Source organism: Pseudomonas sp. FG-3G (assembly GCF_901007645.1).
Lineage (GTDB): Bacteria > Pseudomonadota > Gammaproteobacteria > Pseudomonadales > Pseudomonadaceae > Aquipseudomonas > Aquipseudomonas rhizophila.
On record NZ_CAAKGZ010000044.1, the window covers coordinates 155962 to 182320 of the forward strand.

Consider the following 26359-nt stretch of genomic DNA (forward strand, 5'->3'; position numbering starts at 1 on the left):
GGCGTTTTTTTATGCCTGGAAGTTATGTAGTGGCTGTCAGGGCACCATCGCGAGCAAGCTCGCTCCCACAAGGGATTCAGGTCGGACACAAAATCTGTATCCACCGCAAATCCCCTGTGGGAGCGAGCTTGCTCGCGATGGCGATGTTCCAGGCGCAGCTAAAACATCATTCGATCAGAATTTGTCCAACGTCCGCGGATTACGCTCGCGCTCCACTTCCTTGGGCTTGTAGGCGCAGTACCCCGGGCGCGGCCCGACCCGCGGATGGTTGCGGCAGGTATCCGGGCGCTTCTCATAAATGGTGCACAACCGGCTCTTGCGATCCAGATAAAGGCAATCGTTGTTGCTCATGCGCTGGAGCGTGAAGATTTCGGATTTCTGGTTATAGCGCTCGACGATCCCTTCCTTTTGCAGGCGCTTGGCGATGTTTTTCGGCGGGTCGCCCAGTTCGAATTCATCGACGATACCGATCCGGATCAGGTCCTTGATCTTGACCTCCACCGGCAGTGTGCAGCAGCTCGACACGCAGGAACCGCACATTGGCGCGGAGTACTTGGCCCAGGTATCGATTCGGTCGATCTCCGCGGCGGCGATCAGGTTGGGCTTCATCATCAAGGTTTACCAGCATGCATCAGGGCGCGCGATCATACCGGGACTGGTGAAATTTTGAACGACCATCTGCCGGTTTTTTTTCGAGCCCGGTAAAACTCTCCCAGGACCGGCACGGCCCCTGCATTCATTCATCCATACGGCAATTCCCTGGCGGCGATTCTCCGTCGCCATGGAAAAACCAACGAACCTGCGCCTGTAGTGCCTGTCAGACCGTCTAGGCTCAGACAATTTCATGCTCGTTCGAGGTCTCATCAATGACTCAAGAACCACTTGTTCGCGAAGCCGAAGTGGCTGCATTTCGCGATGCCGTGTTGACCAAACTCACTTACGCCGTCGGCAAGGACCCGGATCATGCGTTTGATCACGACTGGTTCGAAGCCATTGCCCTGGCCGCCCGCGACCATATGGTCGAGCACTGGATGGACCACACGCGGCAGATTTACCGCAAGGGCCAGAAGCGCGTTTATTACCTCTCCCTGGAATTTCTCATCGGCCGCTTGCTCTATGACAGCCTGAGCAACCTCGGCCTGCTGGACACTGCGCGCGAAGCCTTGACCGAACTGGGCGTGGATCTGGAGCGCATTCGCCTGCTCGAACCCGATGCGGCGTTGGGCAACGGCGGCCTCGGCCGGTTGGCGGCATGTTTCATGGAAAGCATGTCCACCTTGGGCATTGCCGGCCATGGCTACGGCATTCGTTACGAGCACGGCCTGTTTCGCCAGGCCATCGTTGATGGCTGGCAGCAGGAGCAAACCGAACACTGGCTGGATTTCGGCAACCCCTGGGAGTTCGAGCGGCCGGAAGTGGTTTACCCGATCGGCTTCGGCGGCAGCGTCGAGACCGTGACCGACGCCTCCGGCAATACCAAGCAAGTCTGGTCTCCGGGCGAAACCGTGCGAGCCATCGCCTATGACACCCCCGTGGTGGGTTGGCGCGGTGCCAGCGTCAACACCCTGCGTCTGTGGCGCGCCCGTGCCATGGAAGAGCTGCACCTGGAACGCTTCAACGCCGGCGACCATTTGGGCGCCGTGGCGGAAGTGGCCCGGGCCGAGAGTATCTCCCGCGTGCTGTACCCGGCCGACAGCACCGAGGCGGGCCAGGAATTGCGCTTGCGCCAAGAGTATTTCTTCGTCGCCGCCTCGCTGCAGGATTTGTTGCGCCGTCATCGCAACATGCACACCTCGGTATTGACCTTGGGCGATCACGCGGCGATCCAGCTCAACGACACTCACCCGTCGATCGCCGTGGCCGAATTGATGCGCCAATTGGTGGACGTCTACGACGTGGCCTGGGACGCCGCCTGGCAGATCACCCAGGACACGCTCTCCTACACCAATCACACGCTGCTACCCGAAGCCCTGGAAACCTGGCCAGTGGGGCTGATGGAGCGCATGTTGCCCCGGCACATGCAGATCATTTACCTGATCAACGCCCAGCACATCGATGCTCTGCGGTCCAAGGGCGTGCACGATTTCGACGTGCTGCGCGCGGTGTCGCTGATCGAAGAAGACAATGGCCGCCGGGTGCGCATGGGCAACCTCGCCTTTCTCGGTTCCCACAGCGTCAACGGTGTGTCCGGGTTACACACGCAACTGATGCGCAGCACGGTGTTCTCCGAACTGCACAAGCTCTACCCTGAGCGGATCAACAACAAAACCAACGGCATCACGTTCCGCCGCTGGCTGTTTCAGGCCAACGCTGAACTGACTTCGATGATGGTCGATGCCCTGGGCCCGAGTGTGCTCGACAACCCCGAGGAGCGCCTGATCGAGCTGGAGCCGTTCGCGGATCAACCGGCGTTCCGCAAACAGTTCGCCGAACAGCGCCTGCACAGCAAAAAGGCCTTGGCGCATCTGATTCACGAGCGGTTGGGGGTTGCCGTGAACCCGGCGGCGATGTTCGACGTGCAGGTCAAACGGATCCATGAATACAAGCGCCAGTTGCTCAACCTGATGCACACGGTGGCGCTGTACCAGGCGATCCGCGCCGAACCGGAAGTGGACTGGGTGCCACGGGTGAAAATCTTCGCTGGCAAGGCCGCCGCCAGTTATCACCAGGCCAAGTTGATCATCAAGCTGACCAACGATATCGCCCGTGTGGTGAACAACGACCCGACCGTGCGTGGCCTGCTCAAAGTGGTGTTCCTGCCCAACTACAACGTCAGCCTGGCCGAGAGCATCATCCCGGCGGCGGACCTTTCCGAGCAGATATCCACGGCCGGTTTTGAAGCGTCAGGCACCAGTAACATGAAGTTCGGTCTTAACGGTGCGCTGACTATCGGCACCATGGACGGCGCCAACGTGGAGATGCATGAGCGCGTGGGCGGTGAGCACATGTTCATTTTCGGCCTGACGGCCGAGCAGGTGGAGGCCCGCAAGCAGAACGGCGAGTTCAGTGCCGCGCCGGACATTGCCGCGTCCCATCGCCTCAACGATGTGTTGCAGGCTATTCGCGGCGGGGTGTTTTCGCCGGATGATCCGATGCGCTACACCGGGCTTGTCGATTCGCTGGTGGATTACGATCGCTTTCTGGTCTGCGCCGACTTTGACTCTTACTGGGATGCCCAGGCCAGGGTCGAAGAGCGTTGGCACGACGCCCAGCACTGGTGGCGTTCGGCGGTGCTCAACACCGCGCGCATGGGCTGGTTTTCCTCCGACCGGACCATTCGGGAATACGCCACCGACATCTGGAAAGCCCTGGAGTAGCAGTTGCAGGAAATGTGAGCGAAGCCCAACGGTGGTTGGGCTTGGTCGATATACTAAGCGCCAGTTTCGCCGGGCTGTGTGGCCGGTTTAGTGCTTGAGGCGCCAGCAATCCATTGTGGGAGCGAGCCTGCTCGCGATAACGGTGTGTCAGCCAACCTGTTTGGTAACTGACGGACCGCTATCGCGAGCAGGCTCGCTCCCACAAGGTTTGTGTGGTTCCACTAGACTGAACCAGGCACCGCTTCACCCCGGTTACGCCCGCAAAGGGCCGCCTAGGGATATCGACCATGCAATGGATTTTGATGCTGTTGGGCCTGGCATTTGGCTGGGTGGTGGATGAGTCGTTCGCCGATGCGCTGATAGGCGCGTTGCTGGGCCTTGGCATCGCTCAGGGGATTGGTCTGCGTCGCCTCGGTGCCCACGCCGCCGAACAGCAGAACCAGTTGCAAACGGCCCAGCGCACCTTGAGCGCACTGGAGCAGCGGCTGATCGCGCTTGAACGCAGCACGGTCGCAGCCTCCGAACCGCCGCCATCGCCCGAGATCGTCGTGGCCCAGGCACCGGAATCCGAAATCCCACCTGAGCCGGAGCTGGTCTGGGAACTGCCGCCTGACCTTGAAGCCCTTCCGGCGATGACCACACAAGCCAGTCAGCCGTTGCCCGACGACGTATGGACGTCTGCGCCGGCCGCCCCCAAACCGGTCCAGCCGGAACCGGCTGCCCCTCGTGGTCCGAATCTGTTCGAGCGTGCCGTCGCGGGGGCGCGTAACTGGCTGTTTGGCGGTAATACCGTATTGCGGGTCGGGGTGGTGCTGTTGTTCCTCGGCCTGGCGTTTCTGCTGCGCTATGCCACTGAAGGCATGGTCGTGCCCATCGAGTTGCGTTATGCCGGCGTCGCGGCCAGTGCGTTGGGCCTGTTAGGCCTGGGCTGGTGGCTGCGCCAGCGCAACAGCAACTACGCGCTGATGTTGCAGGGCACCGGGATCGCCGTGCTGTACCTGACCGTGTTCGCCGCCATGCGCCTGCATCCACTGCTCGACTCGAAAGCGGCCCTGGGCTTGCTGGTAGCGGTCACGGTGTTCTCGGCGATTCTGGCGGTCACCCAAAATGCCCTCGGCCTGGCTGCGGTGGCAGCGTTGGGCGGGTTTGCCGCGCCGATCCTGACGTCCACCGGCAGCGGTAACCATGTCGCGCTGTTCAGCTACTTCATCCTGCTCAATGCCGGCATTCTGGCGATTGCCTGGTTCAAGGCCTGGCGCCTGCTCAACCTGATTGGTTTTGTCGGCACCTTCGGCATCGGTTTCGCCTGGGGCTTGCGCTCTTATGGGCCGGAACTGCTCTGGAGCACCGAGCCGTTCCTGATTGTTTTCTTCCTGATGTACCTGGCGATCGGCTTGTTGTTTACCCGACGCAAGCTGCTGGAAATGGGCGACGGGCCCGAGGACGAAGACCGCGATGCGCTATTGCGCTGGTCGGCCCGCAAGGGCGACTACGTGGACGGCACCCTGTTGTTCGGCCCGCCCCTGGTGGGGTTCGGTCTGCAGTTCGCGCTGGTGCAGCATCTGGAGTTCGCCGCAGCGTTCAGCGCCCTGGCCCTGGGCATCATCTACATGGGACTGGCGCGGGTATTGATGGGGGGGCGCGCCGTCCTGTTGGCCGAAACCTGCCTGGCCTTGGGGGTGATTTTTGCCAGCCTGGCGATTCCCCTGGGCCTCGATGCTCGGTGGACCGCGGCGGCATGGGCCGTGGAAGGGGCGGGGATTTTCTGGCTGGGCCTGCGTCAGCAGCGGCCTTTGGCTCGGGCTTTTGCCTTGCTGCTGCAACTGGGCTCGGCGCTGGCTTTTGTCAGCGAGTTGCGTCAGGGCGACAGCAGCCTGATCGATGGCGCCCCGCTGGGGGCGTTGATGCTGGGTGGCGCCTTGCTGTTCAGTTTCTACCAGTTGCGCAAGACCGCGCCTGAGCACGCCACACGCTGGGAGCGCCAAGGCCTGCCGGTGCTGGCAGTGCTGGGCTTGAGTTTTCTCTATCTGCTGGCGCCGTTGTTCTTCTTTACTCACGGCACTGCCATCGCCTGGGCCCTGGCCGGTCTGGCGACGCTGTTGGCGGGCCTGCGCCTGCAATCGCGCAGCTTCCTGTTTACCGCGTTCGCGGTGCAGTTGCTGGGCGGTGCGCTGTTCCTGTTGCGTTTGCAGGGGGCCGAAGGGGATTCGACCGCGGTGTTCAGCGCTGGCTGGAGCGGTTTGCTCAGTGCCTCCCTGATCGGCCTGACGCTGATTGGCGGCATGCTGCTGGCGGCCCGCGATGACATGGTGCGCAACGATGTCCGATTGCTGCGCGGGCTGTCGGTAGTGCTGCTGGCAGGGTTGGTGCTGATCAACCTCGCCGTGCTCTTCGTCCTGCCCTGGCAGACGGCTAGCGGTGTATGGGCGGCCAGCGGCCTGCTGATCATCTGGCTGAGCCTGTACCTGAAGCAGCGCGTGAGTTTCGTGTTTGGTCTGTTGTTGCAGTTGATCGGCGGCGCGGCGTTTCTTGCCGCCGGGTCGGCGCTGCTCGGGCCGCTGAATGCCGAGGATCTGCGGCCCCTGGCTCACAGCGGGTTCTGGACACCGCTGGTGCTGGGGTTGGCGGCACTGGTGGGCGCGTGGCGATTGCAGCGTGGTCATCCGTCGGCGGTGTTCCAGGCCTTGAGCTTGCAGCGGTTGTCCGAGTTGCTGCTGGTCTGGGGGGCAGGCTGGTGGGCGCTGGCGTGGGGCAGCGAAGTGCTGCGCTTTGCACCGCAGCACTTGCAAGGTCATTTGATGCTGATCGTCGCGGCAATCAGTGTGGCGCTGTGGGCATTGCTGGCGCTGCGTTTGAAATGGCCGGCGATGGGGTTGCTATGCACCTTGCTGATACCTGTGGCCGGCTGTGTGCTGGTGGCGACCGGGCATAGCCGTTATCACCCGGCGGCGGATTTCGGCTGGCTGGCCTGGTTGGCCGTGTTCGCCGTGCATTTGCTTTCCCTGAAACGTCTGGCGCCGCTGCTGCCGGCTCGGGCGCGCAGCACCGCCCATGTGCTCGGTTGCTGGCTGCTGATCGGTGTGCTGGCGCTGGAGGTGCGCTACGGCCTGCTGCTGTTGTCCGAGCAGTACAACGCCTGGCGCTGGCTGGGTTGGGCGATTCTGCCGAGCCTGTACCTGGTGCTGATGGCCGCGCCGCGGGCCTGGCCGTGGCCGGTCTCGGCCCATCCACGCGAATATCGTGTGTACGCGGCGGCACCCCTGGCCCTGTTGATGCTGGGCTGGTTCTGGCTGGCCAACACCTTCAGCGACGGCAGCGCCGAGCCGTTGCCCTATGTGCCGCTGCTCAATCCGTTGGAGCTGGGCTTGCTGTTCGCCTTGTTTGGCGTCTACGTATGTGCTCGCAGCGCGCTAGCGCAACTGGCAATCCGATGGAGTCATGCCGGACACGTCGCCCAGTTGATCGCCGGCGTGTCGCTGTTCGCGTTCTTCACCGCCGTGGTGATGCGCAGTGCCCACCATTGGATCGGCGTGCCGTTCGAGCTGGATGCGTTGCTCGAATCCATGTTTGTGCAGGCCGGGCTGTCCATCGTCTGGACCCTGATTGCCCTGGGCCTGATGATCGGTGGGCATCTGCGCCATCGTCGTGAGGTGTGGCTGATCGGTGCGGCGTTGATCGCCGTGGTGGTGGCCAAGCTGTTCTTTGTCGAATTGAGTAACCGTGGCGGTCTGGCGCGGATCGTGTCGTTTATCGGCGTGGGCGTATTGCTGTTGGTGGTGGGCTACTTCGCGCCGCTGCCGCCAAAACGCCCGGAAGGGGGCTCGCGGACCGAGCCGCCAACACCTGTCAGTGAGGGAGTGTCGTCTTGAGTCGCAAGTTGAGTCGCATCGGGTTGGGCGTGGTGGGGTTGTGGGTGGCCTTGTCGGTGACGGCCCAGGAACAGCCGGCGGACTTTGCCCATCAGGTGCCATTGGCCTTGAGCGGCGAGGGGCCCTGGTATCGCCTGGCGTTGCCCCTGGAGATTCAGTTGCAAGCGCGCCAGACCGATCTGAGCGACCTGCGGGTGTTCAACGCCGCCGGGCAGGCCCAGGCCTACGCATTGGTTCGCGAGACGGCCCGGAGCCGGGAACACAGCACCACCGACGTGAAGTGGTTCCCGTTGTACAACGCCGCCGATGACAACGAGCGCGCGCCCAGCGTACGGGTCCAATCGAGCGCCAACGGCACGCTGGTGCAGGTGCAACCGTCCAGCCGGCTCGAGGCGGGGGAGGAGGAACTGCGCGGCTGGCTGCTGGATGCCAGTGCGATCAAGGCGCCCTTGCAACAGTTGATCCTCGACTGGACCAGCGAGCGCGACGGCTTCCAGCGCTTCACCATCGAAGCCAGTGACGACCTGCAACACTGGCAGGCGTGGGGCGAAGGCCAGGTGGCGCGGCTGACCTTTGCTGATGAGCGGGTGGAGCAGCATGAGGTCAGCTTGCCAGGACAGCCGGCGCGTTATCTGCGGTTGTTATGGGAATCGCCATCATCGGCGCCGGTGTTGACCTCGGCCCAGTTGCAGAGCGGCAGTCGCGAGAGCCTGCCGTTGCCGTTGGTCTGGTCGCAGCCTTTGGCCGGCAGCACCATGAAGGCTGGGCAATACACCTGGCAGTTGCCCATGGGGTTGAATGTCGAACAGGTGCAGGTCGAACTGAGCCAGGCCAACAGCCTGGCACCAGTGACCCTGGCCGGACGGCGTGAAAGCAGCCAGCCGTGGCAATCGCTGGGCAGCGGCTTGCTGTATCGCCTGACCCAGAACGGTCAGGATGTGTTGCAGAACCAACTGCAGCTGTCGGGGCAGACCGTGCAGCAATTGAAGCTGACGGTGGACGAACGTGGCGGCGGCCTCGGTGCCCAAGCGCCAGCCTTGCGTTTTGCCGTGCGCCCGACCCAAGTGGTGTTCCTGGCGCGGGGCGAGGGGCCCTACAGCCTGGCGCTGGGCAATGCGACGGCGAAAGCGGCCAGCCTGCCACTGGCCACGCTGGTGCCCGATTACAAGCCGTCACGCCTGGCGACGTTGGGTACGGCGACGCTGAGCGGTGCGGCCACCTCGACACCGGTTACCGCCGCCACGCCTGCGACCATCGAGACCAACTGGAAGAAGATCGGCTTGTGGGCGGTGTTGCTGATCAGCGTACTGGTCCTTGCGGCGATGGCATTGAGCTTGCTGCGTAAGCCGCCGGTCAAAAACTGAGGTGCTGCGCACCCATCGCGAGCAGGCTCGCTCCCACACTGGATTTATGTCGTATACAAAAACTGTGTCCGCAGAAGATCAAATGTGGGAGCGAGCCTGCTCGCGATAGCGTCCTCTCGACAACAGAAATACCCAAGCGAGGCGCGACCCCGTGAACTCAATCCTCCATTCCCCGTCTCATAGGAGGAATTAAGTCCCGACTCGCGCTAAACTGCGCAGGTTTTTCCGCCCCCTATTCTTCGGAGCCGTCCATGTCCCGCGTTACCTTGAGTCGCTATTTGATTGAGCAGACCCGCAGCAACAACACCCCTGCCGATCTGCGCTTTTTGATCGAAGTGGTGGCGCGTGCATGCAAGGAGATCAGCCACGCCGTATCCAAAGGCGCCCTGGGTGGTGTCCTGGGCAGCATGGGCACCGAAAACGTGCAGGGCGAAGTGCAGAAGAAGCTCGACGTGCTCTCTAACGAAATCCTGCTCGAAGCCAACGAATGGGGCGGCCACCTGGCCGGCATGGCGTCCGAGGAAATGGACAACGCCTACCAGATCCCAGGCAAATACCCCAAGGGTGCTTACCTGCTGGTGTTCGACCCACTGGACGGTTCGTCGAACATCGATATCAACGCGCCAGTGGGCACCATCTTCTCGGTATTGCGTTGCCCGAACGAATACCTGAGCCAGAATGAAGCCTTGAATGAAAAGGCTTTCCTGCAGCCAGGCACCGAACAGGTCGCCGCCGGTTATGCCATTTATGGCCCGCAGACCATGCTGGTGCTGACCCTGGGCGACGGCGTCAAAGGCTTCACGCTGGACCGTGAGATGGGCAGCTTCGTTCTGACCCACGAAGACATCACCATTCCTGAAACCACCCAGGAATTCGCCATCAACATGTCCAATCAGCGTCACTGGGAAGCCCCGGTACAACGCTATGTGGGCGAATTGCTGGCCGGTGAAGAAGGTCCGCTGAAAAAGAACTACAACATGCGCTGGGTCGCCGCGATGGTCGCGGACGTACACCGCATCCTGACCCGTGGCGGTCTGTTCATGTACCCGCGCGACAGCCGCGAGCCGTCCAAGCCGGGCAAACTGCGTCTGATGTACGAAGCCAACCCGATGTCGTTCCTGGTGGAACAGGCTGGCGGTGCGTCCACTGACGGTCACCAGCGTATTCTCGACATCCAGCCCGAAGGCCTGCACCAGCGTGTGGCGGTGTTCCTTGGCTCGAAGGAAGAGGTCGCCCGCGCCACGGCCTACCACAAGGAATAAATCATGGCCCAGCCCTGGCAGCCGTTGCTCGATTGGTGGTTTGGCTCAGCCAAATCGCCGGACGAAATAGCCGCTGACAAGGGCAAGCTGTGGTTCGGCAAACGGCATGATCGCCAAGCGCAAGAGCGCTTCGGCGATCAGGTCGAGCAGGCACTGGCCGGCGGATTGACCGACTGGGCGCAACGCCCCGAAGGCTGGCTGGCTCTGGTGCTGCTGCTTGATCAGCTCCCGCGGATGATCTTTCGCGACTCTCCCAAGGCTTTTTCCGGTGACCTGCGTGCCCAAGCGCTGGTGGCCCAGGGCATGGCGGCGGGTTTCGACCGGCAACTCGAACCTATCCAGCGGGTGTTCATCTACCTGGTGCTCGAACATTGCGAAAACCTGGCGGTGCAGAATGAAGCGGTGTCCCGTTTCATCGAACTGACCCGCGAGCAGCCCGAGGCGGATCGGGCGGTGTTCGAAGACAACCTGGATTACGCCGAGCGGCATCAGAAGATCATTGCGCAGTTTGGACGTTTCCCCCATCGCAATGCGGTGTTGGGGCGTGAGTCCACGGCTGATGAAATCGAGTTTTTGAACAGGCCTGGGTCCAGGTTCTGATTTTGCTGTGAGGCTGATGCCGCCATCGCGAGCAAGCTCGCTCCCACAGGGATCTTTGTGGCAAAGAGATCTACTGTGGGAGCGAGCTTGCTCGCGATGGGGCCAGTCCAGGCACTAGATCCGGAAACTACCCACCAACTGCTTCAACCGCGCCGCTTGCTGTTCAAGGTCGGCACAGGCCCGCAATGTCGCTTGCAGGTTTTCCACGCCTTCCTGGTTCAGCGTGTTGATTTCGGTGATGTCGACGTTGATCGATTCCACGACGGCGGTCTGCTCTTCTGTGGCGGTGGCCACGGACTGGTTCATGCCGTCGATTTCACCGATGCGCTGGGTCACGCTGCCCAGGCGTTCGCCGGCCTGGTTGGCGATGCCGACGCTGCTTTCGCTCTGGCGCTGGCTGTCGGTCATGGTCAGGACCGCTTCCCGGGCGCCGACTTGCAGCTCCTCGATCATCTTCTGCACCTGCTGCGCCGAATCCTGGGTGCGATGAGCCAGGTTGCGCACTTCATCGGCCACCACCGCGAAGCCGCGACCGGCTTCACCGGCCCGGGCGGCTTCGATGGCGGCGTTCAGGGCGAGCAGGTTGGTCTGCTGGGAAATGCTGGTAATCACCTCAAGGATCTGGCCGATGTTCACCGTATTGTTGTTCAGGGTTTCGATGTTGCCGCACGAATCGCTGATCTTGGCGGACAACTGCTGCATGGCGGTGATGGTTTTATCCACCACGTGTTGACCGTCTTCGGCCAGGCTGCGGGCATCGCTGGAATGTTGCGAGGCGAGGGCGGCGTTCTGGGCGATTTCCTGGGCGGCGGCACCGAGCTGGTTGATCGCCGCGGCCACGCTGCTGGTGCGTGAAGCCTGCTGATCGGAATTGACCATCGACGAGTTTGACGCGCTGACCACACGCAGTGCGACTTCGTTGACCAGACCGGTGGCCGAGGCCACTTCGCGGATCGACGTGTGAATACGCTCCACGAAACGGTTGAACGACGTGCCCAGAGCGCCGAATTCGTCCTGGCCGTGGATGGTCAGACGGCGTGTCAGGTCGCCTTCGCCTTCGGCGATGTCATGCATGGCGCGGCCCATGGTCAGCAGCGGTTGCATCAGCACGCGGATCAGCATGCCCAGCAGGGCGATGATGAATACCACGGCAATCACCATGGCGATCAGCGCCGAAGTACGGAACTCGCTGAGCATCGCCAGGGCAGTGTTCTTGTCGAGCACCAGCGCCACGTACCAGTCGGCCCCCGGTACGCCGTTGACCCGCGTGAAGGAGAGGTATTGAGTCTTGCCGTCGAGCTCGACTTCTTTCATGCCTGGGCTGACGTGCAGTGCGCCGTCAGGGTAGGCCTCGGCCAGGGTCTTGAGCACGCGCTTGCTGTCGGGGTGGATGAGGATCTTGCCGTCGGCGCTGACGATGAACGCATGGCCGTGGCCGCCAAAATTCAGCGAGTTGATGATGGCGCTGACGCTGGACAGGTCGATGTCCGCACCGGCCACGCCGATCATCTGGTTCTGATGTTGTACCGGGGTGGCGACGGTTATTACCAGTTTGCCCGACGAGGCGGCGATGTAGGGTTCGGTGACGATGGTTTGTTGGGCGCTGTTGGCGGCCTTGTACCAGCCACGGGCGCGGGGATCGTAGTCGGCCGCACGATTGCCGGCCGGTACCGAGAACATCACGCCGTCGGTGCCACCGAAATAGCTGAGCTGGAAGTTGCCGGTGTAGACCGGTAGGCCCACGGCGCGCTTGAGACTATCGGCACTGCTGCCGTCCACGGCAATCTGCTGGGCCAACGATTGCAGCAATTGGGTGCGGCCTTCGACCCAGGTTTGAATGTTGCGGCTGGTCAGGCTGCCGAGCTCCTGCATGGAGGTCTCGGTGCTGGCTTGCAAGCCCTGGCGCTGACGGTAGTCGTTGAACAGGATGAAGCAGGCGAATGCAACGGCTACCACGAGCGCAGCAGCCAGCAGGATTTTGTGGCTGAATTTCATGTTTCTGGTCATTAAGAACGCTACCGCAGAGGAGCTGGTCAGGAAGGGGCGTCAATTTGCCATAACACCTGGCATCGCGCTGCTCTTTTTATCGGCTCCAAAGCGCTTTGAATCAGGCGCGTGCAGGCTAATCCCGACGAAATACACGACGGCGTCACAAACGGGTTGATTCATCCATGAAACACCGGCCCAAAGCCCAACAAATACTGGGTCTGTCGGGGAACCAGATAGGGGTTTTCTCTTCTAAGGTTCTGGTTGGCACCCTGCCACCCCCTTCCGTTCCAGGAGTTACACCATGTCGCTGCGATCTATCGCCCTGTTGTCCTTGTGCGTCTTGTTGACGGCATGCAGCAAGGTCAACCAGGAAAACTATTCGAAACTGTCTGCCGGCATGCCCAAGGCCGAAGTCGAAGCGTTGTTGGGGAAACCGACCGATTGTTCGGGCGCGCTCGGCATGTCCAGTTGCACCTGGGGCGACCAGAAGAGCTTTATCAGCGTGCAGTACGCCGGTGACAAAGTGTTGATGTTTTCCGGCCAAGGCCTGAAGTAAACCGGGGCCACCGGCCCGCGGGAGAAAAATAATGATGCGGTTATTGTTAGTGCTTTTTGCCGGCCTGGTATTGGCTGGCTGTGCCACTTCTGGCGAAGACCCGTTGGCGCCAAAGACTGTCAACAGCGTCGACCTCAAGCGTTACCAAGGGACCTGGTACGAGTTGGCCCGTCTACCGATGTACTTCCAGCGCAACTGCGCGCAATCGGAAGCCCACTACACCCTCAAGCCTGACGGCAATGTGGATGTGTTCAACCGCTGCCTGACCTCGGACTGGCAGTGGGAAGAAGCCAGGGGCACTGCAACGCCTCAAGTGCCGGGCAAGACCGACAAGCTCTGGGTCGAGTTTGATAACTGGTTTTCGCGGATCGTGCCGGGTGTGGCGAAGGGGCAATACTGGGTCCTGTATGTCAGCGATGATTACAAGACCGCCATCGTCGGTGACCCGAGTCGTCGCTACATGTGGTTGCTGTCCCGAACCCCGACGGTCAATGGCGTTGTGCGCGAAGAACTGCTGAGCAAGGCGCGCCAGCAGGGTTACGACACGACTCGGTTGATCTGGCGTGCCTCGGATCGGCAGATGGCCAAGACTTCGGATTGATAGTCACCGATCAAATGTGGGAGCGAGCCTGCTCGCGATGAGGTCGTCACATTCAACACAGATGTTGACTGATAGACCGCCATCGCGAGCAGGCTCGCTCCCACAGTTTTGTGGTCAACCCAACAGTTCGCGCAAGACTTGAGTAAACGCCCGCGCACTGTCCTCCTCCCCGGCATGATGCCCGTCACGCACGACCCATTGCCCGCCAACCATCACATCCCGCACCTGACGATCTGCGCCGGCAAACAGCCAGCGATTGAGAATCCCATCGCCGTTTGCGGTGGCCAGGTACGGATCGTTGCCATCGAGCACCAGCCAGTCCGCGCGCTTGCCCACTTCGAGGGCGCCGACCGGTTGTCCCAACGCCTGGGCACCCCCTTGCAGCGCGGCATCGAACAAGGTGCGCCCGACCATCGGTTGATCGGCCCGATACAAGCGGTTGCGCCGTTGATCTCGCAGACGCTGGCCGTATTCCAGCCAACGCAGCTCTTCCACCACGCTCAACGACACATGGCTGTCGGAACCGATCCCAAGACGTCCGCCCTGGGCGAGGAAATCCACGGCCGGGAAAATCCCGTCACCCAGGTTGGCTTCGGTGGTCAGGCACAGGCCGGCAATCGCCTGGCTCCTGGCCATGAGGCTGACTTCGTGAGCATTGGCGTGGGTGGCGTGGACCAGGCACCAGCGCTGATCCACCTCGGTGTTTTCGTACAGCCATTGCAGCGGTCGGGCGCCACTCCAGCTCAGGCAGTCGTCGACTTCCTTTTGCTGCTCGGCAATGTGGATGTGCACCGGGCAATGGCGGTCGCTGGCGGCCAGCACTTCCTGGATTTGCCCGGGGGTCACGGCGCGCAGCGAGTGGAAACACAAACCCAGCGCCTGGGCTGGTTGCCCGGCCAGGATCGGCTGCAAGCGTGACTGAAGTTTCAAGTAGTTTTCGGTGCTGTTGATGAATCGACGTTGCCCGTCATTGGGGGCCTGGCCACCGAAACCGGAATGGCTGTAGAGCACCGGCAGCAGGGTCAGGCCGATGCCGGCGGCGCTGGCGGCCTGGCTGATGCGCAGGGCCAGTTCCGCCGGGTCGGCGTAAGGCGTGCCGTCGGTGTCGTGGTGTACATAATGGAATTCGGCGACCGAGGTGTAACCGGCCTTGAGCATTTCGATGTACAGCTGTCGGGCGATGATGCCGAGCTGATCGGGGCTGATTTTTCCGACGAGGCGGTACATCAGGTCGCGCCAGGTCCAGAAACTGTCGTTGGGGTTGCCCGCCACTTCCGCCAGCCCGGCCATGGCCCGCTGGAAGGCGTGGGAGTGCAGGTTCGGCATACCAGGCAACAGTGGCCCGCCCAGCCGTTCGGCGCCGTCTGCCTGGGAGTCGGCCTGGATATGAGTCAAGACGCCGCTGGCGTCGACTTCAAAACGTACATCATGGGCCCATCCACTAGGCAGCAGCGCGCGTTCGGCAAAGAAGGCGGACATGGTTCAACCTCATCGTGCGTAATTTGTATATACATATACAGACGTTTGCCTGCCCGGTAAACTCCGGCAAGCTAGCACCCTTCTTTTGCAGAACAAGGAACCGCCGTGCCGACTCCGCCTGCCAAACCGCCGCTGGCCGCAAACATGGGCGACAGTCCGGCGCCCTTGTACGCCCGCGTCAAACAGATGATCACCCAGCAGATCGACAGTGGAAACTGGCCGCCGCATTACCGCGTGCCGTCGGAAAGCGAACTGGTCAGCCAGCTGGGTTTCAGTCGCATGACCATCAACCGTGCCCTGCGTGAGATGACCGCCGACGGCCTGTTGGTGCGCATGCAGGGCGTCGGCACCTTCGTGGCCGAGCCCAAGAGCCAGTCGGCGTTGTTCGAAGTGCATAACATTGCCGACGAGATCGCCTCCCGAGGCCACCGCCATACGTGCAAGGTCATCACGCTGGAGGAGGAGGCCGCCGGTTCCGAGCGCGCCCTGGCCCTGGACATGCGCGAAGGCCAGAAGGTATTCCATTCGCTGATCGTTCATTTCGAAAACGACATCCCCGTGCAAATCGAGGACCGTTTCGTCAATGCCCTGGTGGCCCCGGACTACCTCAAGCAGGACTTCACCCTGCAAACGCCCTACGCCTACCTCAACCAGGTTGCGCCGCTGACCGAAGGCGAGCACGTGGTTGAAGCGATTCTCGCTGAGGCGAGCGAGTGCAAGCTGCTGCAGATCGAACGGGGCGAGCCATGCCTGTTGATTCGGCGCCGCACCTGGTCGGGGCGTCAGCCGGTAACCGCCGCGCGCCTGATTCACCCCGGTTCCCGTCATCGTCTGGAAGGACGCTTTCATAAATGATCAAGCAGATGAAAGTTCTGCGCGCCGCCGATTATCCACGCATGCCATGGAAAAACGGCGGCGGCAGCACCGAAGAAATTACCCGTGATGCGGGTACCGGCCTGGACGGTTTCGGCTGGCGCCTGTCGATTGCCGATATTGCTGAGTCGGGTGGCTTTTCAACCTTTGCCGGCTACGAGCGAATCATCAGCGTCTTGCAGGGTGACGGCATGACGCTCACGATCGATGGTCAGGCTACGCGGTCTTTGCACCCACTGGACCCGTTTGCATTCAGTGGCGAAAGTCATGTGACGTGCACCTTGCTGGGCGGAGCGATTCGCGACTTCAACCTGATCTACGCGCCAAAGCGTTACCGCGCACGGTTACAGTGGATGGCCGGCGAACAACGGTTTTTCAGTGAGGCGGGGACCGTCCTGGTGTTCAGTGCGGACACCGAACTCGGCATCAGGACAGGCGAGTCCATTGCCGATCTGGGCCTTTATGACTGTTGGCAACTGAGCGGTAACACCGGCTTGCTGGAAATATCCACCCGCGGTCAATGCTGCGTGATCGAGCTGACGGCCCACTGACCTCAGGCGTATAGGCCATTGTGGCGAGGGAGCTTGCTCCCGTTGGGCTGCGCAGCAGACCCAAAAAACAGGGCCGCTTCGCACCCCAGCGGGAGCAAGCTCCCTCGCCACAAAAAGCCTGTTCGATGTTCCTTCCATGCGCACCAACTTGTTACCGAATGCCCCAGCGTGGCGCAACGCCACGCTTTATTGGCCCTTCCTTCCAGTACCAAAAATCCCCTTCAGAAATTTCATTTTCCGCTAGAGCCCTTTAATTACGGGACTCACAACCATGCTCGTCGTTTTCCTTGGGCGCGCATTCATCAAGTTGGCCGCCTGATTGCATATGCTTGTACATACAAGTAAAGACGTATGCGTATGAGTCACCATCGCTCAACGTAACGTGCCTGGAAATCGCGCCCATTGCCTGGGCTGGTCTGGATTGATCGCTGAGGAGTTCTTGCTGTGACCGACGCTACCCGCAAACCCGAAAAATACCGTGACGTTGAAATCCGTGCCCCACGCGGTAACACCCTGACCGCCAAGAGCTGGCTGACCGAAGCGCCGCTGCGCATGTTGATGAACAACCTCGACCCCGAAGTGGCCGAGAACCCCAAGGAACTGGTGGTTTACGGTGGCATCGGCCGTGCGGCGCGTAACTGGGAGTGCTACGACAAGATCGTCGAAAGCCTGACCAACCTCAACGACGACGAAACCCTGCTGGTGCAATCCGGCAAGCCGGTGGGCGTGTTCAAAACCCACAGCAACGCTCCTCGCGTGTTGATCGCCAACTCCAACCTGGTGCCGCACTGGGCCAGTTGGGAACACTTCAACGAACTGGACGCCAAGGGCCTGGCCATGTACGGCCAGATGACCGCCGGCAGCTGGATCTACATCGGCAGCCAGGGCATTGTCCAAGGCACCTACGAGACCTTCGTCGAGGCCGGTCGCCAGCATTACGACGCCAACCTCAAGGGGCGCTGGGTCCTCACGGCCGGCTTGGGCGGCATGGGCGGTGCGCAGCCGTTGGCCGCGACCCTGGCCGGCGCTTGCTCGCTGAACATCGAATGCCAGCAGGTGAGCATCGATTTCCGCCTCAAGACTCGTTATGTCGACGAACAGGCCACTGATCTGGACGACGCGCTGGCCCGTATCGAGAAATACACCGCAGAAGGCAAGGCGATCTCCATCGCGCTCTGTGGCAACGCCGCCGAAATCCTGCCGGAAATGGTCCGTCGCGGTGTGCGCCCGGACATGGTCACCGACCAGACCAGCGCCCACGACCCGCTCAACGGTTACCTGCCGGCCGGCTGGACCTGGGACGAGTACCGCGCCCGCGCCAAGACTGAGCCTGCTGCCGTGGTCAAAGCGGCCAAACAATCGATGGCCGTCCATGTCAAAGCCATGCTGGCCTTCCAGAAAATGGGCGTGCCGACCTTCGACTACGGCAACAACATCCGTCAGATGGCCCAGGAAGAGGGCGTCGAAAATGCCTTCGATTTTCCAGGGTTCGTGCCGGCGTATATCCGTCCGCTGTTCTGCCGTGGCATCGGTCCGTTCCGCTGGGCTGCGCTGTCGGGCGACCCGCAGGACATCTACAAGACCGACGCCAAGGTCAAGGAACTGATCCCCGACGACGCCCATCTGCACAACTGGCTGGACATGGCCCGCGAGCGCATCAGCTTCCAGGGTCTGCCGGCGCGTATCTGCTGGGTCGGCCTGGGCCAGCGTGCCAAGCTGGGCCTGGCGTTCAACGAAATGGTGCGCAGCGGCGAATTGTCGGCCCCTATCGTGATCGGCCGCGACCACCTGGACTCCGGTTCCGTGGCCAGCCCCAACCGCGAAACCGAAGCCATGCAGGACGGTTCCGATGCCGTGTCCGATTGGCCGTTGCTCAACGCCTTGCTCAACACCGCCAGCGGCGCGACTTGGGTGTCGCTGCACCATGGCGGCGGCGTCGGCATGGGCTTCTCCCAGCATTCGGGCATGGTCATTGTCTGCGACGGCACCGACGAAGCGGCCGAGCGAATCGCCCGCGTGCTGCACAACGATCCGGGTACTGGGGTGATGCGCCATGCTGATGCTGGCTACCAGATCGCGATTGATTGCGCCAAGGAACAGGGGCTGAACCTGCCGATGATCACCGGCAAGTAACCCCGGAGCCCATGTGGGAGCGAGCTTGCTCGCGATGAGGGCGGCACATTCAACACTTGTGTTGGCTGATAGGCCGCCATCGCGAGCAGGCTCGCTCCCACAAAAAAGCAACGCTCGAACTAGGACAATCCACAGAGGTTGAACCATGGCCGTCACCCGCACACGCGCAAGCAGCAAGCCGTTGATCGAGAAGCGCTCGATCGACTACATACCGGAAGCGGAGAGACACGGCCGATTGTTGAGCCAGTTCACCCTCTGGATGGGTGCCAACCTGCAAATCACTGCCATTGTCACCGGCGCATTGGCGGTGGTGCTGGGTGGTGATGTGTTCTGGTCGTTGATCGGTTTGCTGATCGGCCAACTGCTCGGCGGTGGCGTCATGGCGTTGCATGCCGCGCAAGGGCCCAAGCTTGGCCTGCCGCAGATGATCTCCAGCCGGGTGCAGTTTGGTGTGTACGGCGCGGCTATCCCGATCGTGCTGGTGTGCCTGATGTACCTGGGTTTCACCGCAACCGGAACCGTGCTTTCCGGCCAGGCGCTGGGCCAGTTGTTTGGTGTCAGCGACAGTGTCGGCATCCTCATTTTCGCCAGTACCATCGTGCTGGTCACGGTGCTCGGTTATCGGGTGATTCACTTCATTGGCCGTGTCGCCAGCGTCATTGGTGTGATCGCCTTTGTTTACCTGTTCGCTCGCCTGATGAGCCAGACGGACGTTGGCGCACTCCTGCAAATCCGCCATTTCAGCTGGAGCAGTTTCCTGCTTGCGGTGTCGCTCGCGGCTTCCTGGCAGATCGCCTTCGGCCCCTACGTGGCGGACTATTCGCGTTACCTGCCGAGCAAGACTTCCTCGGTGAAAACCTTTTTTGCCGCAGGCGCAGGTTCAGTCATCGGCGCGCAGGTGGCGATGATCCTCGGCGTGTTTGCCGCCGCCTCGGCCAACGGGCAGTTCGCGGGTCACGAAGTGGCCTACATCGTTGGCCTGGGTGGTACCGGTGCCACCGCTGCGCTGCTGTACTTCAGCATCGCGTTTGGCAAGGTCACTATCTCCACGCTGAACTCCTACGGCAGCTTCATGTGCATTGCGACCATCATCAGCGGTTTTCGGGGTCACCTGAACGTCACGCGCTTGCAGCGTCTAGGCTTCGTGCTGGTCATCGTCGGCGCGGCGACCCTGATCGCGCTGCTCGGTCAGCACTCGTTCCTCGGTGCGTTCAAGTCTTTCATCCTGTTCTTGCTGGCGTTCTTTACGCCTTGGAGCGCGATCAATCTGGTGGACTACTACTGCATCACTCGCGAGCGCTATGACGTGCCGGCGCTGGCCGACCCGAACGGTCGCTACGGTCGTTGGAATGCCCTTGGTATCAGCGTCTATGTCTTCGGTGTACTGGTTCAACTGCCGTTCATCGCCACCAAGTTCTATACCGGTCCGCTGGTGGAAGCGATGGGGGGTGTGGATATTTCCTGGATCATCGGCCTGGTGGTTCCGGCGGTGCTGTATTACCTCGCCGCCAGGAAGTGGCACAGCGCTGTACCCGATCAATTGATCCTGCCGGTCGAGCAGGACGCGGTTGACGCACAACCGAGCAGGGCGGGTCGCATCCAAGCGGCCTGATGGGATGTTGACAGGGCTGGATGCCTCTTGACTGCCGTAAGCCAATTCACTGATTAGGAGCGTCACATAATGAAATCGAACAAGACCCTGCTGACCACATTGCTTTGCATGGGCCTGCTGGCCAGTGCCGGCGCCACGCAAGCGGCGGGTTGGTGCGAGTCGGGCAAGCCGGTGAAATTCGCCGGTCTGAACTGGGAAAGCGGCATGTTGCTGACCGACGTCATGCAAGTGGTGCTGGAAAAAGGCTACGGCTGCAAGACCGACAGTCTGCCAGGCAACTCCATCACCATGGAGAACGCCTTGAGCAGCAACGATATTCAGGTGTTCGCCGAAGAATGGGTCGGTCGCAGTGAAGTCTGGAACAAGGCCGAGAAGGCCGGCAAGGTTGTCGGCGTCGGCGCCCCGGTGGTGGGTGCCATCGAAGGCTGGTACGTGCCGCGCTATGTGATCGAGGGTGACGCCAAGCGTAAGCTTGAAGCCAAGGCGCCGGGCCTGAAGAACATCGCCGACCTGGGCCAGTACGCCGCTGTGTTCAAGGACCAGGAAGAGCCATCCAAGGGCCGCTTCTATAACTGCCCGGCCGGCTGGACCTGTGAGCTGGACAACAGCGAAATGCTGAAAAGCTATGGCCTGGAAAAAACCTACACCAACTTCCGCCCCGGCACCGGTCCGGCCCTGGATGCGGCGGTGCTGTCGAGCTACAAGCGCGGCGAGCCGATCCTGTTCTACTACTGGTCGCCAACCCCGCTCATGGGTCAGGTGGACCTGGTGAAACTGGAAGAAAAACCGGGTGTGGACAAAAGCGTGACCATCAAGGTCGGCCTGTCCAAGACCTTCCACGACGAAGCGCCTGAACTGGTGGCGGTGCTGGAAAAGGTCAATCTGCCCATCGATATCCTGAACCAGAACCTCGGGCGCATGGCCAAGGAGCGGATCGAGTCGCCGAAACTGGCGAAGATCTTCCTGAAGGAACATCCTGAAGTCTGGCACGCCTGGGTCAGTGAAGACGCGGCCAAGAAAATCGACGCGGCTCTGTAGGTCGAATACACCCGGCCAACCCTAGGGCTGGCCGGGACGTTCACTGCATCCACTTGATCGAGAGTCTCTTATGTTTCCCGAAAGCTTTACCTTCTCCATCGCCGACTGGGTCAACAGTTGGGTCGACTCCCTGGTGACCAACTACGGCGATGTGTTCCGGCACATTTCCGACACCTTGCTGTGGGCCATCGTCAACCTCGAAGGCCTGCTGCGCATGGCACCCTGGTGGTTGATGCTGGCCATCGTCGGCGGCATTGCCTGGCACGCCACCCGCAAGGTCGCGACTACGGCGGTGATTGTCGGCCTGCTGTTCCTGGTGGGCGCGGTGGGCCTGTGGGACAAACTGATGCAGACCCTCGCCCTGATGCTGGTGGCGACATTTATTTCGGTGTTGATCGGCATTCCGCTGGGCATCCTCTCGGCCCGCAGCAATCGCCTGCGTTCGGTGTTGATGCCGTTGTTGGACATCATGCAGACCATGCCAAGCTTCGTGTACCTGATTCCGGTATTGATGCTGTTTGGCCTGGGCAAGGTCCCGGCGATTTTCGCCACGGTGATCTACGCCGCGCCGCCATTGATTCGCCTGACCGACCTGGGCATTCGCCAGGTGGACGGCGAAGTGATGGAAGCCATCAATGCCTTCGGCGCCAACCGTTGGCAACAGCTGTTCGGCGTGCAACTGCCCCTGGCCCTGCCAAGCATCATGGCCGGGATCAACCAGACCACCATGATGGCCCTGTCGATGGTCGTCATCGCTTCGATGATCGGCGCCCGTGGCCTGGGCGAAGATGTGCTGGTGGGCATCCAGACCCTCAACGTCGGACGCGGCCTGGAAGCCGGGCTGGCGATCGTGATTCTCGCCGTGGTCATCGACCGCATTACCCAGGCCTATGGTCGTCCTCGGCATGAGGTGAGCAAATGAACAACGCAGCCATCAGCAAGATCGAAGTCAAGAACGTCTTCAAGATTTTCGGCAATCGCTCCAAGGAGGCTTTGGAGCTGATCCGCCAGAACAAGACCAAGGACCAGGTGCTGGCCGAAACCGGTTGCGTGGTCGGTGTGAACGACTTGTCGTTGAGCATTGGCACCGGTGAGATCTTCGTGATCATGGGGCTTTCCGGCTCCGGCAAGTCCACTTTAGTGCGCCACTTCAACCGGCTGATCGATCCTACCAGCGGCGCGATCCTGGTGGACGGCGAAGACATTCTGCAACTGGACATGGAAGCCCTGCGCGAATTTCGCCGGCACAAGATCAGCATGGTGTTCCAGAGCTTCGGCCTGTTGCCCCACAAGAGCGTGCTGGACAACGTCGCCTATGGCTTGAAAGTGCGTGGCGAGAGCAAGCAGGTCTGCACTGAGCGTGCGCTGCACTGGATCAACACCGTGGGCCTGAAGGGCTACGAGAACAAATACCCGCACCAGCTCTCCGGCGGCATGCGCCAGCGCGTGGGCCTGGCCCGTGCCTTGGCGGCGGACACCGACATCATCCTGATGGACGAAGCCTTCAGCGCCCTCGACCCGCTGATCCGCGCGGAAATGCAGGACCAGTTGCTGGAACTGCAAAAGACCCTGCACAAGACCATCGTGTTCATCACCCACGACCTCGACGAAGCCGTGCGCATCGGCAACCGCATCGCGATTCTCAAGGATGGCAAGCTGATCCAGGTCGGCACACCCCGAGAGATCCTGCACTCTCCGGCGGATGAGTATGTTGATCGGTTTGTGCAGCGGCGTGCGGCGGTGGTTTGAGGAATGTGTGGTGGCTGGGCTGGCCCCATCGCGAGCAAGCTCGCTCCCACAATGGGATCTCTCCTGTTCACAAATTCTGTGTCCAAAGGAAATCCCTGTGGGAGCGAGCTTGCTCGCGATAGGGCCGGCAAAGCTGCATCAATGTTCAAGTTGTAAGCATGAGGTTGAAGATGTCCCAGGCTGAAAAAATCGTAATCGCCGACGCTCCGTTGCGTTGGCAGGATGTGGTCGCCGTCGCCCGTTTCGGTGCCGAGCTTGAGCTGTCGGCCCAGGCCTGGGCGCGGATCGACAATGCCCAGGCCATCGTCCAGCGCATCGTCGAAAGCGGCGAGCGCGCTTATGGCGTCAACACCGGCCTGGGTGCCCTGTGCAATGTCTCGCTCAAGGACGAACAGCTCAGCCAACTGTCGCGCAACACCCTGCTCAGCCATGCCTGTGGCGTTGGCGCGCCGCTGGCCGATGAACAGACCCGGGCGATTGTCTGCGCGGCCATTCTCAACTACAGCCAGGGCAAGTCCGGCATTCATCGCCGGGTGGTCGAAGCCCTGCTGGCGCTGCTCAATCGCGGCATCACCCCGCAAGTGCCGTCCCAGGGTTCGGTGGGCTACCTGACCCACATGGCCCATATCAGCATCGCGTTGTTGGGCGTTGGCAATGTCAGCTATCGCGGGCAAATCGTCTCGGCGCAACAGGCTCTGGCCGCAGAGGGCTTGCAACCGGTGCAACTGGGGGCCAAGGACGGTTTGTGCCTGGTCAACGGCACGCCGTGCATGACCGGCCTCAGTTGCCTGGCCCTGGCCGATGCGACGCGGTTGCTGCAATGGGCCGACGTGATCGGCGCCATGAGCTTCGAGGCCCAGCGCGGGCAGATCGCGGCGTTCGATGCCCAGATCATCGCCCTCAAGCCGCACCCTGGCATGCAACAGGTCGGCGTCAACTTGCGGGCACTGCTGGACGGCAGCGAAGTCATCGCTTCGAGCCTGGGCATTCGCACCCAGGATGCGTTGAGCATCCGCTCGATTCCTCAGGTCCACGGTGCCGCTCGCGACCAACTGGCCCATGCCCGGCAACAGATCGAAACCGAACTCAACGCCACCACCGATAACCCGCTGTTGTTGGGCACGCCGGAGAGCTTCCGGGTCATGTCCCAGGCCAACCCCCACGGTCAGTCGGTGGCTTTGGCGGCGGATCTGCTGGCGATTGCCATGGCCGAAATCGGCTCCATCGCCGAACGTCGTCTCGACCGTTTGATCAACCCCCACGTCAGCGGCCTGCCGGCCTTTCTGGTGGCCAACCCCGGGGTGAATTCGGGGATGATGATCGTGCAATACGTCGCCGCGTCGCTGTGTGCGGAAAATCGCCAGCTGGCCCAGCCGGCGGTGCTCGACAACTTTGTCACCTCGGGCTTGCAGGAAGATCACCTGAGCATGGGCACCAACGCCGCCCTGAAGCTGCACCGGGCGTTGGAAAACTGCACGCAGATCCTCGCCATCGAATACCTGCTGGCCGCCCAGGCTTTTGAGTTTCTCAAGACGCAACGCTTCGGTGCCGGCACCGACGTTGCCTGGAAACTGCTGCGTGAGCATGTGCCGGCCTACGACCAGGACCGCTGGCTGGCGCCGGACATCGCCAGCGCTGCCGCGCTGCTTAAAGATCCAGCCGTGTTGCACAACGCTTTACCGAATTTGAATTGATCAAAAAACCGCCAGCGTGCCAAGGCATCCACCGCCCAAAAGGCGAGGGTGACGGATAACGGAACATTCCGGAGCGACTGGCGGGTGAAAACAAAACTCTCAAAAGGAGCAATACATGACTGCCTTAAACCTGATTCCCGGCCAATTGAGCCTGGCTCAATTGCGTGACATCTATCAGCAACCCGTGACCCTGAGCCTCGACGCCAGCGCGTCGGCGCAGATCGAGGCCAGCGTCGCCTGCGTGGAGCAGATTCTCGCCGAGAATCGCACGGCCTACGGCATCAATACCGGTTTTGGTCTGCTGGCCTCGACCCGCATCGCCAGTGAAGACCTGGAAAACCTGCAACGCTCTCTGGTGCTGTCCCATGCCGCTGGCGTGGGCGAGCCGATCAGTGATGCGCTGGTGCGGTTGGTCATGGTGCTCAAGGTCAATAGTCTGAGCCGGGGTTTTTCCGGCATCCGTCGGCAGGTGATCGATGCGCTGATTGCGCTGATCAATGCCGAGGTCTATCCACACATTCCGTTGAAAGGCTCGGTCGGCGCTTCGGGTGATCTGGCGCCGTTGGCCCACATGTCCCTGGTGCTGTTGGGCGAAGGCAAGGCCCGTTACAAAGGTGAATGGTTGCCGGCTGTCGAAGCGCTGAAAGTGGCCGGCCTTGCGCCGCTGACCCTGGCTGCAAAAGAAGGACTGGCGCTGCTCAACGGCACCCAGGTGTCCACTGCGTTTGCCCTGCGTGGCCTGTTCGAAGGCGAAGACCTGTTCGCCGGCGCCCTGGCTCTGGGCAGCTTGACGGTAGAAGCGGTGCTCGGTTCGCGTTCGCCATTCGATGCGCGTATTCACGCCGCGCGCGGCCAGAAAGGCCAGATCGATGCCGCCGCTGCTTATCGCGATCTGCTGGGCGAGCGCAGCGAAGTCTCCGCTTCCCACCAGAATTGCGACAAGGTCCAGGACCCGTATTCCCTGCGCTGCCAGCCACAAGTGATGGGCGCCTGTCTGACCCAGTTCCGCCAGGCCGCTGAGGTGCTGGTGATCGAAGCCAACGCCGTGTCGGATAACCCGCTGGTGTTCGCCGCCGAGGGCGACGTGATTTCCGGTGGCAACTTCCACGCCGAGCCGGTGGCAATGGCCGCTGACAACATGGCCCTGGCAATCGCCGAAATCGGTTCGCTGAGTGAGCGGCGTATTTCGCTGATGATGGACAAGCACATGTCGCAACTGCCGCCGTTTCTGGTGGCCAATGGCGGGGTGAACTCGGGCTTTATGATCGCCCAGGTCACCGCTGCTGCCCTGGCCAGCGAAAACAAGGCGTTGTCCCATCCGCATTCGGTGGACAGCCTGCCGACTTCGGCCAACCAGGAAGACCATGTGTCCATGGCCCCCGCCGCCGGTAAGCGGTTGTGGGAAATGGCCGAGAACACCCGGGGGATTTTGGCGGTGGAATGGCTGGCGGCGTGCCAGGGGCTGGATCTGCGCGGCGGTTTGAAGACCTCTGCCAAGCTGGAGCAGGCCCGCGCCCTCTTGCGCGCAGAAGTGCCGTTCTATGAAAAAGACCGGTTCTTCGCGCCGGACATCAATGCGGCGAGCGAGTTGTTGGCCAGTCGTTGCCTGAATGAACTGGTCACGGCGCAGTTGTTGCCGAGCCTGTAAGGACCTCATCGCGAGCAAGCTCGC

General features: G+C 61.6%; 19 protein-coding genes. 16 read left to right on the plus strand and 3 right to left on the minus strand.

Features of this window, described 5'->3' with window-relative positions:
* Positions 1-174: 174 nt before the first annotated feature.
* Entirely contained in the window at positions 175-612 is a 438-nt protein-coding gene (locus tag PSEUDOMOFG3G_RS25725; protein ID WP_047226919.1) for a YkgJ family cysteine cluster protein, read from the minus strand.
* Positions 613-866: 254 nt separating this feature from the next.
* Here PSEUDOMOFG3G_RS25725 and PSEUDOMOFG3G_RS25730 point away from each other — a divergent pair, with 254 nt between their 5' ends.
* From PSEUDOMOFG3G_RS25730 to PSEUDOMOFG3G_RS25750, 5 genes are all read left to right on the plus strand, one after another.
* On the plus strand, positions 867-3317 hold the full coding sequence (locus tag PSEUDOMOFG3G_RS25730; RefSeq protein WP_076383354.1) for a glycogen/starch/alpha-glucan phosphorylase: 2451 nt from the start codon (positions 867-869) through the stop codon (positions 3315-3317).
* Positions 3318-3604: 287 nt separating this feature from the next.
* Positions 3605-7186, plus strand: coding sequence for a DUF2339 domain-containing protein (locus PSEUDOMOFG3G_RS25735; RefSeq protein WP_139048854.1), 3582 nt, complete (start codon positions 3605-3607; stop codon positions 7184-7186).
* Positions 7183-8550 (plus strand): DUF3999 domain-containing protein, encoded by a 1368-nt coding sequence (locus PSEUDOMOFG3G_RS25740; protein WP_139048855.1) that lies wholly within the window; start codon positions 7183-7185, stop codon positions 8548-8550. Before PSEUDOMOFG3G_RS25735 ends, PSEUDOMOFG3G_RS25740 begins: the two co-directional genes overlap by 4 nt.
* 251 nt (positions 8551-8801) lie before the next feature.
* Positions 8802-9812, plus strand: a complete 1011-nt coding sequence (locus tag PSEUDOMOFG3G_RS25745; protein WP_047226923.1) for a class 1 fructose-bisphosphatase — start codon at positions 8802-8804, stop codon at positions 9810-9812.
* 3 nt (positions 9813-9815) lie between these two features.
* The gene (locus tag PSEUDOMOFG3G_RS25750; RefSeq protein WP_107323044.1) at positions 9816-10412 is read left to right on the plus strand and encodes a DUF924 family protein; all 597 of its coding nucleotides are present in this window, start codon (positions 9816-9818) and stop codon (positions 10410-10412) included.
* Positions 10413-10526: 114 nt separating this feature from the next.
* Here PSEUDOMOFG3G_RS25750 and PSEUDOMOFG3G_RS25755 read toward each other — a convergent pair whose 3' ends face one another.
* Positions 10527-12419: a methyl-accepting chemotaxis protein gene (locus PSEUDOMOFG3G_RS25755; RefSeq protein ID WP_218938989.1), complete on the minus strand. Its 1893-nt coding sequence runs from the start codon at positions 12417-12419 to the stop codon at positions 10527-10529.
* 283 nt (positions 12420-12702) lie between these two features.
* Between PSEUDOMOFG3G_RS25755 and PSEUDOMOFG3G_RS25760 the strand changes: the two genes are divergently transcribed.
* Together PSEUDOMOFG3G_RS25760 and PSEUDOMOFG3G_RS25765 are read left to right on the plus strand one after the other, a co-directional pair.
* Positions 12703-12957 carry a lipoprotein gene (locus PSEUDOMOFG3G_RS25760; protein WP_047226926.1) on the plus strand — a complete coding sequence of 85 codons (255 nt, stop codon included), beginning with the start codon at positions 12703-12705 and terminating at the stop codon, positions 12955-12957.
* A 31-nt stretch (positions 12958-12988) separates the two neighbouring features.
* Positions 12989-13558, plus strand: a complete 570-nt coding sequence (locus PSEUDOMOFG3G_RS25765) for a lipocalin family protein (protein ID WP_047226927.1) — start codon at positions 12989-12991, stop codon at positions 13556-13558.
* A 114-nt stretch (positions 13559-13672) separates the two neighbouring features.
* Here the strand turns inward: PSEUDOMOFG3G_RS25765 and PSEUDOMOFG3G_RS25770 are convergent, their stop codons facing one another.
* Positions 13673-15037, minus strand: a complete 1365-nt coding sequence (locus tag PSEUDOMOFG3G_RS25770) for a formimidoylglutamate deiminase (RefSeq protein ID WP_076383358.1) — start codon at positions 15035-15037, stop codon at positions 13673-13675.
* Positions 15038-15181: 144 nt separating this feature from the next.
* On the opposite strand from PSEUDOMOFG3G_RS25770, the gene hutC reads away from it, so the two are divergent.
* From hutC to hutH (PSEUDOMOFG3G_RS25815), 9 genes are all read left to right on the plus strand, one after another.
* Positions 15182-15892 carry a histidine utilization repressor gene (hutC, locus tag PSEUDOMOFG3G_RS25775; protein WP_171061303.1) on the plus strand — a complete coding sequence of 237 codons (711 nt, stop codon included), beginning with the start codon at positions 15182-15184 and terminating at the stop codon, positions 15890-15892.
* Entirely contained in the window at positions 15892-16461 is a 570-nt protein-coding gene (locus PSEUDOMOFG3G_RS25780) for a HutD family protein (protein WP_139048869.1), read from the plus strand. The genes hutC and PSEUDOMOFG3G_RS25780 overlap by 1 nt, the downstream gene beginning before the upstream one ends.
* A gap of 444 nt (positions 16462-16905) precedes the next feature.
* The gene (hutU, locus tag PSEUDOMOFG3G_RS25785; RefSeq protein WP_047226931.1) at positions 16906-18594 is read left to right on the plus strand and encodes a urocanate hydratase; all 1689 of its coding nucleotides are present in this window, start codon (positions 16906-16908) and stop codon (positions 18592-18594) included.
* A 145-nt stretch (positions 18595-18739) separates the two neighbouring features.
* Complete coding sequence (locus PSEUDOMOFG3G_RS25790) at positions 18740-20206, plus strand: cytosine permease (protein ID WP_107323042.1); 1467 nt, start codon at positions 18740-18742, stop codon at positions 20204-20206.
* 69 nt (positions 20207-20275) lie between these two features.
* Positions 20276-21244, plus strand: a complete 969-nt coding sequence (locus PSEUDOMOFG3G_RS25795; RefSeq protein WP_047226933.1) for an ABC transporter substrate-binding protein — start codon at positions 20276-20278, stop codon at positions 21242-21244.
* Between the two features lie 70 nt (positions 21245-21314).
* Positions 21315-22166 (plus strand): proline/glycine betaine ABC transporter permease, encoded by an 852-nt coding sequence (locus PSEUDOMOFG3G_RS25800; RefSeq protein ID WP_047226934.1) that lies wholly within the window; start codon positions 21315-21317, stop codon positions 22164-22166.
* Positions 22163-22993, plus strand: coding sequence for a glycine betaine/L-proline ABC transporter ATP-binding protein (locus PSEUDOMOFG3G_RS25805; protein ID WP_052915294.1), 831 nt, complete (start codon positions 22163-22165; stop codon positions 22991-22993). The genes PSEUDOMOFG3G_RS25800 and PSEUDOMOFG3G_RS25805 overlap by 4 nt, the downstream gene beginning before the upstream one ends.
* A gap of 170 nt (positions 22994-23163) precedes the next feature.
* Entirely contained in the window at positions 23164-24687 is a 1524-nt protein-coding gene (gene hutH / locus PSEUDOMOFG3G_RS25810) for a histidine ammonia-lyase (RefSeq protein ID WP_139048858.1), read from the plus strand.
* Between the two features lie 115 nt (positions 24688-24802).
* Positions 24803-26335: a histidine ammonia-lyase gene (gene hutH / locus PSEUDOMOFG3G_RS25815; RefSeq protein ID WP_047226936.1), complete on the plus strand. Its 1533-nt coding sequence runs from the start codon at positions 24803-24805 to the stop codon at positions 26333-26335.
* Positions 26336-26359 lie beyond the last annotated feature (24 nt).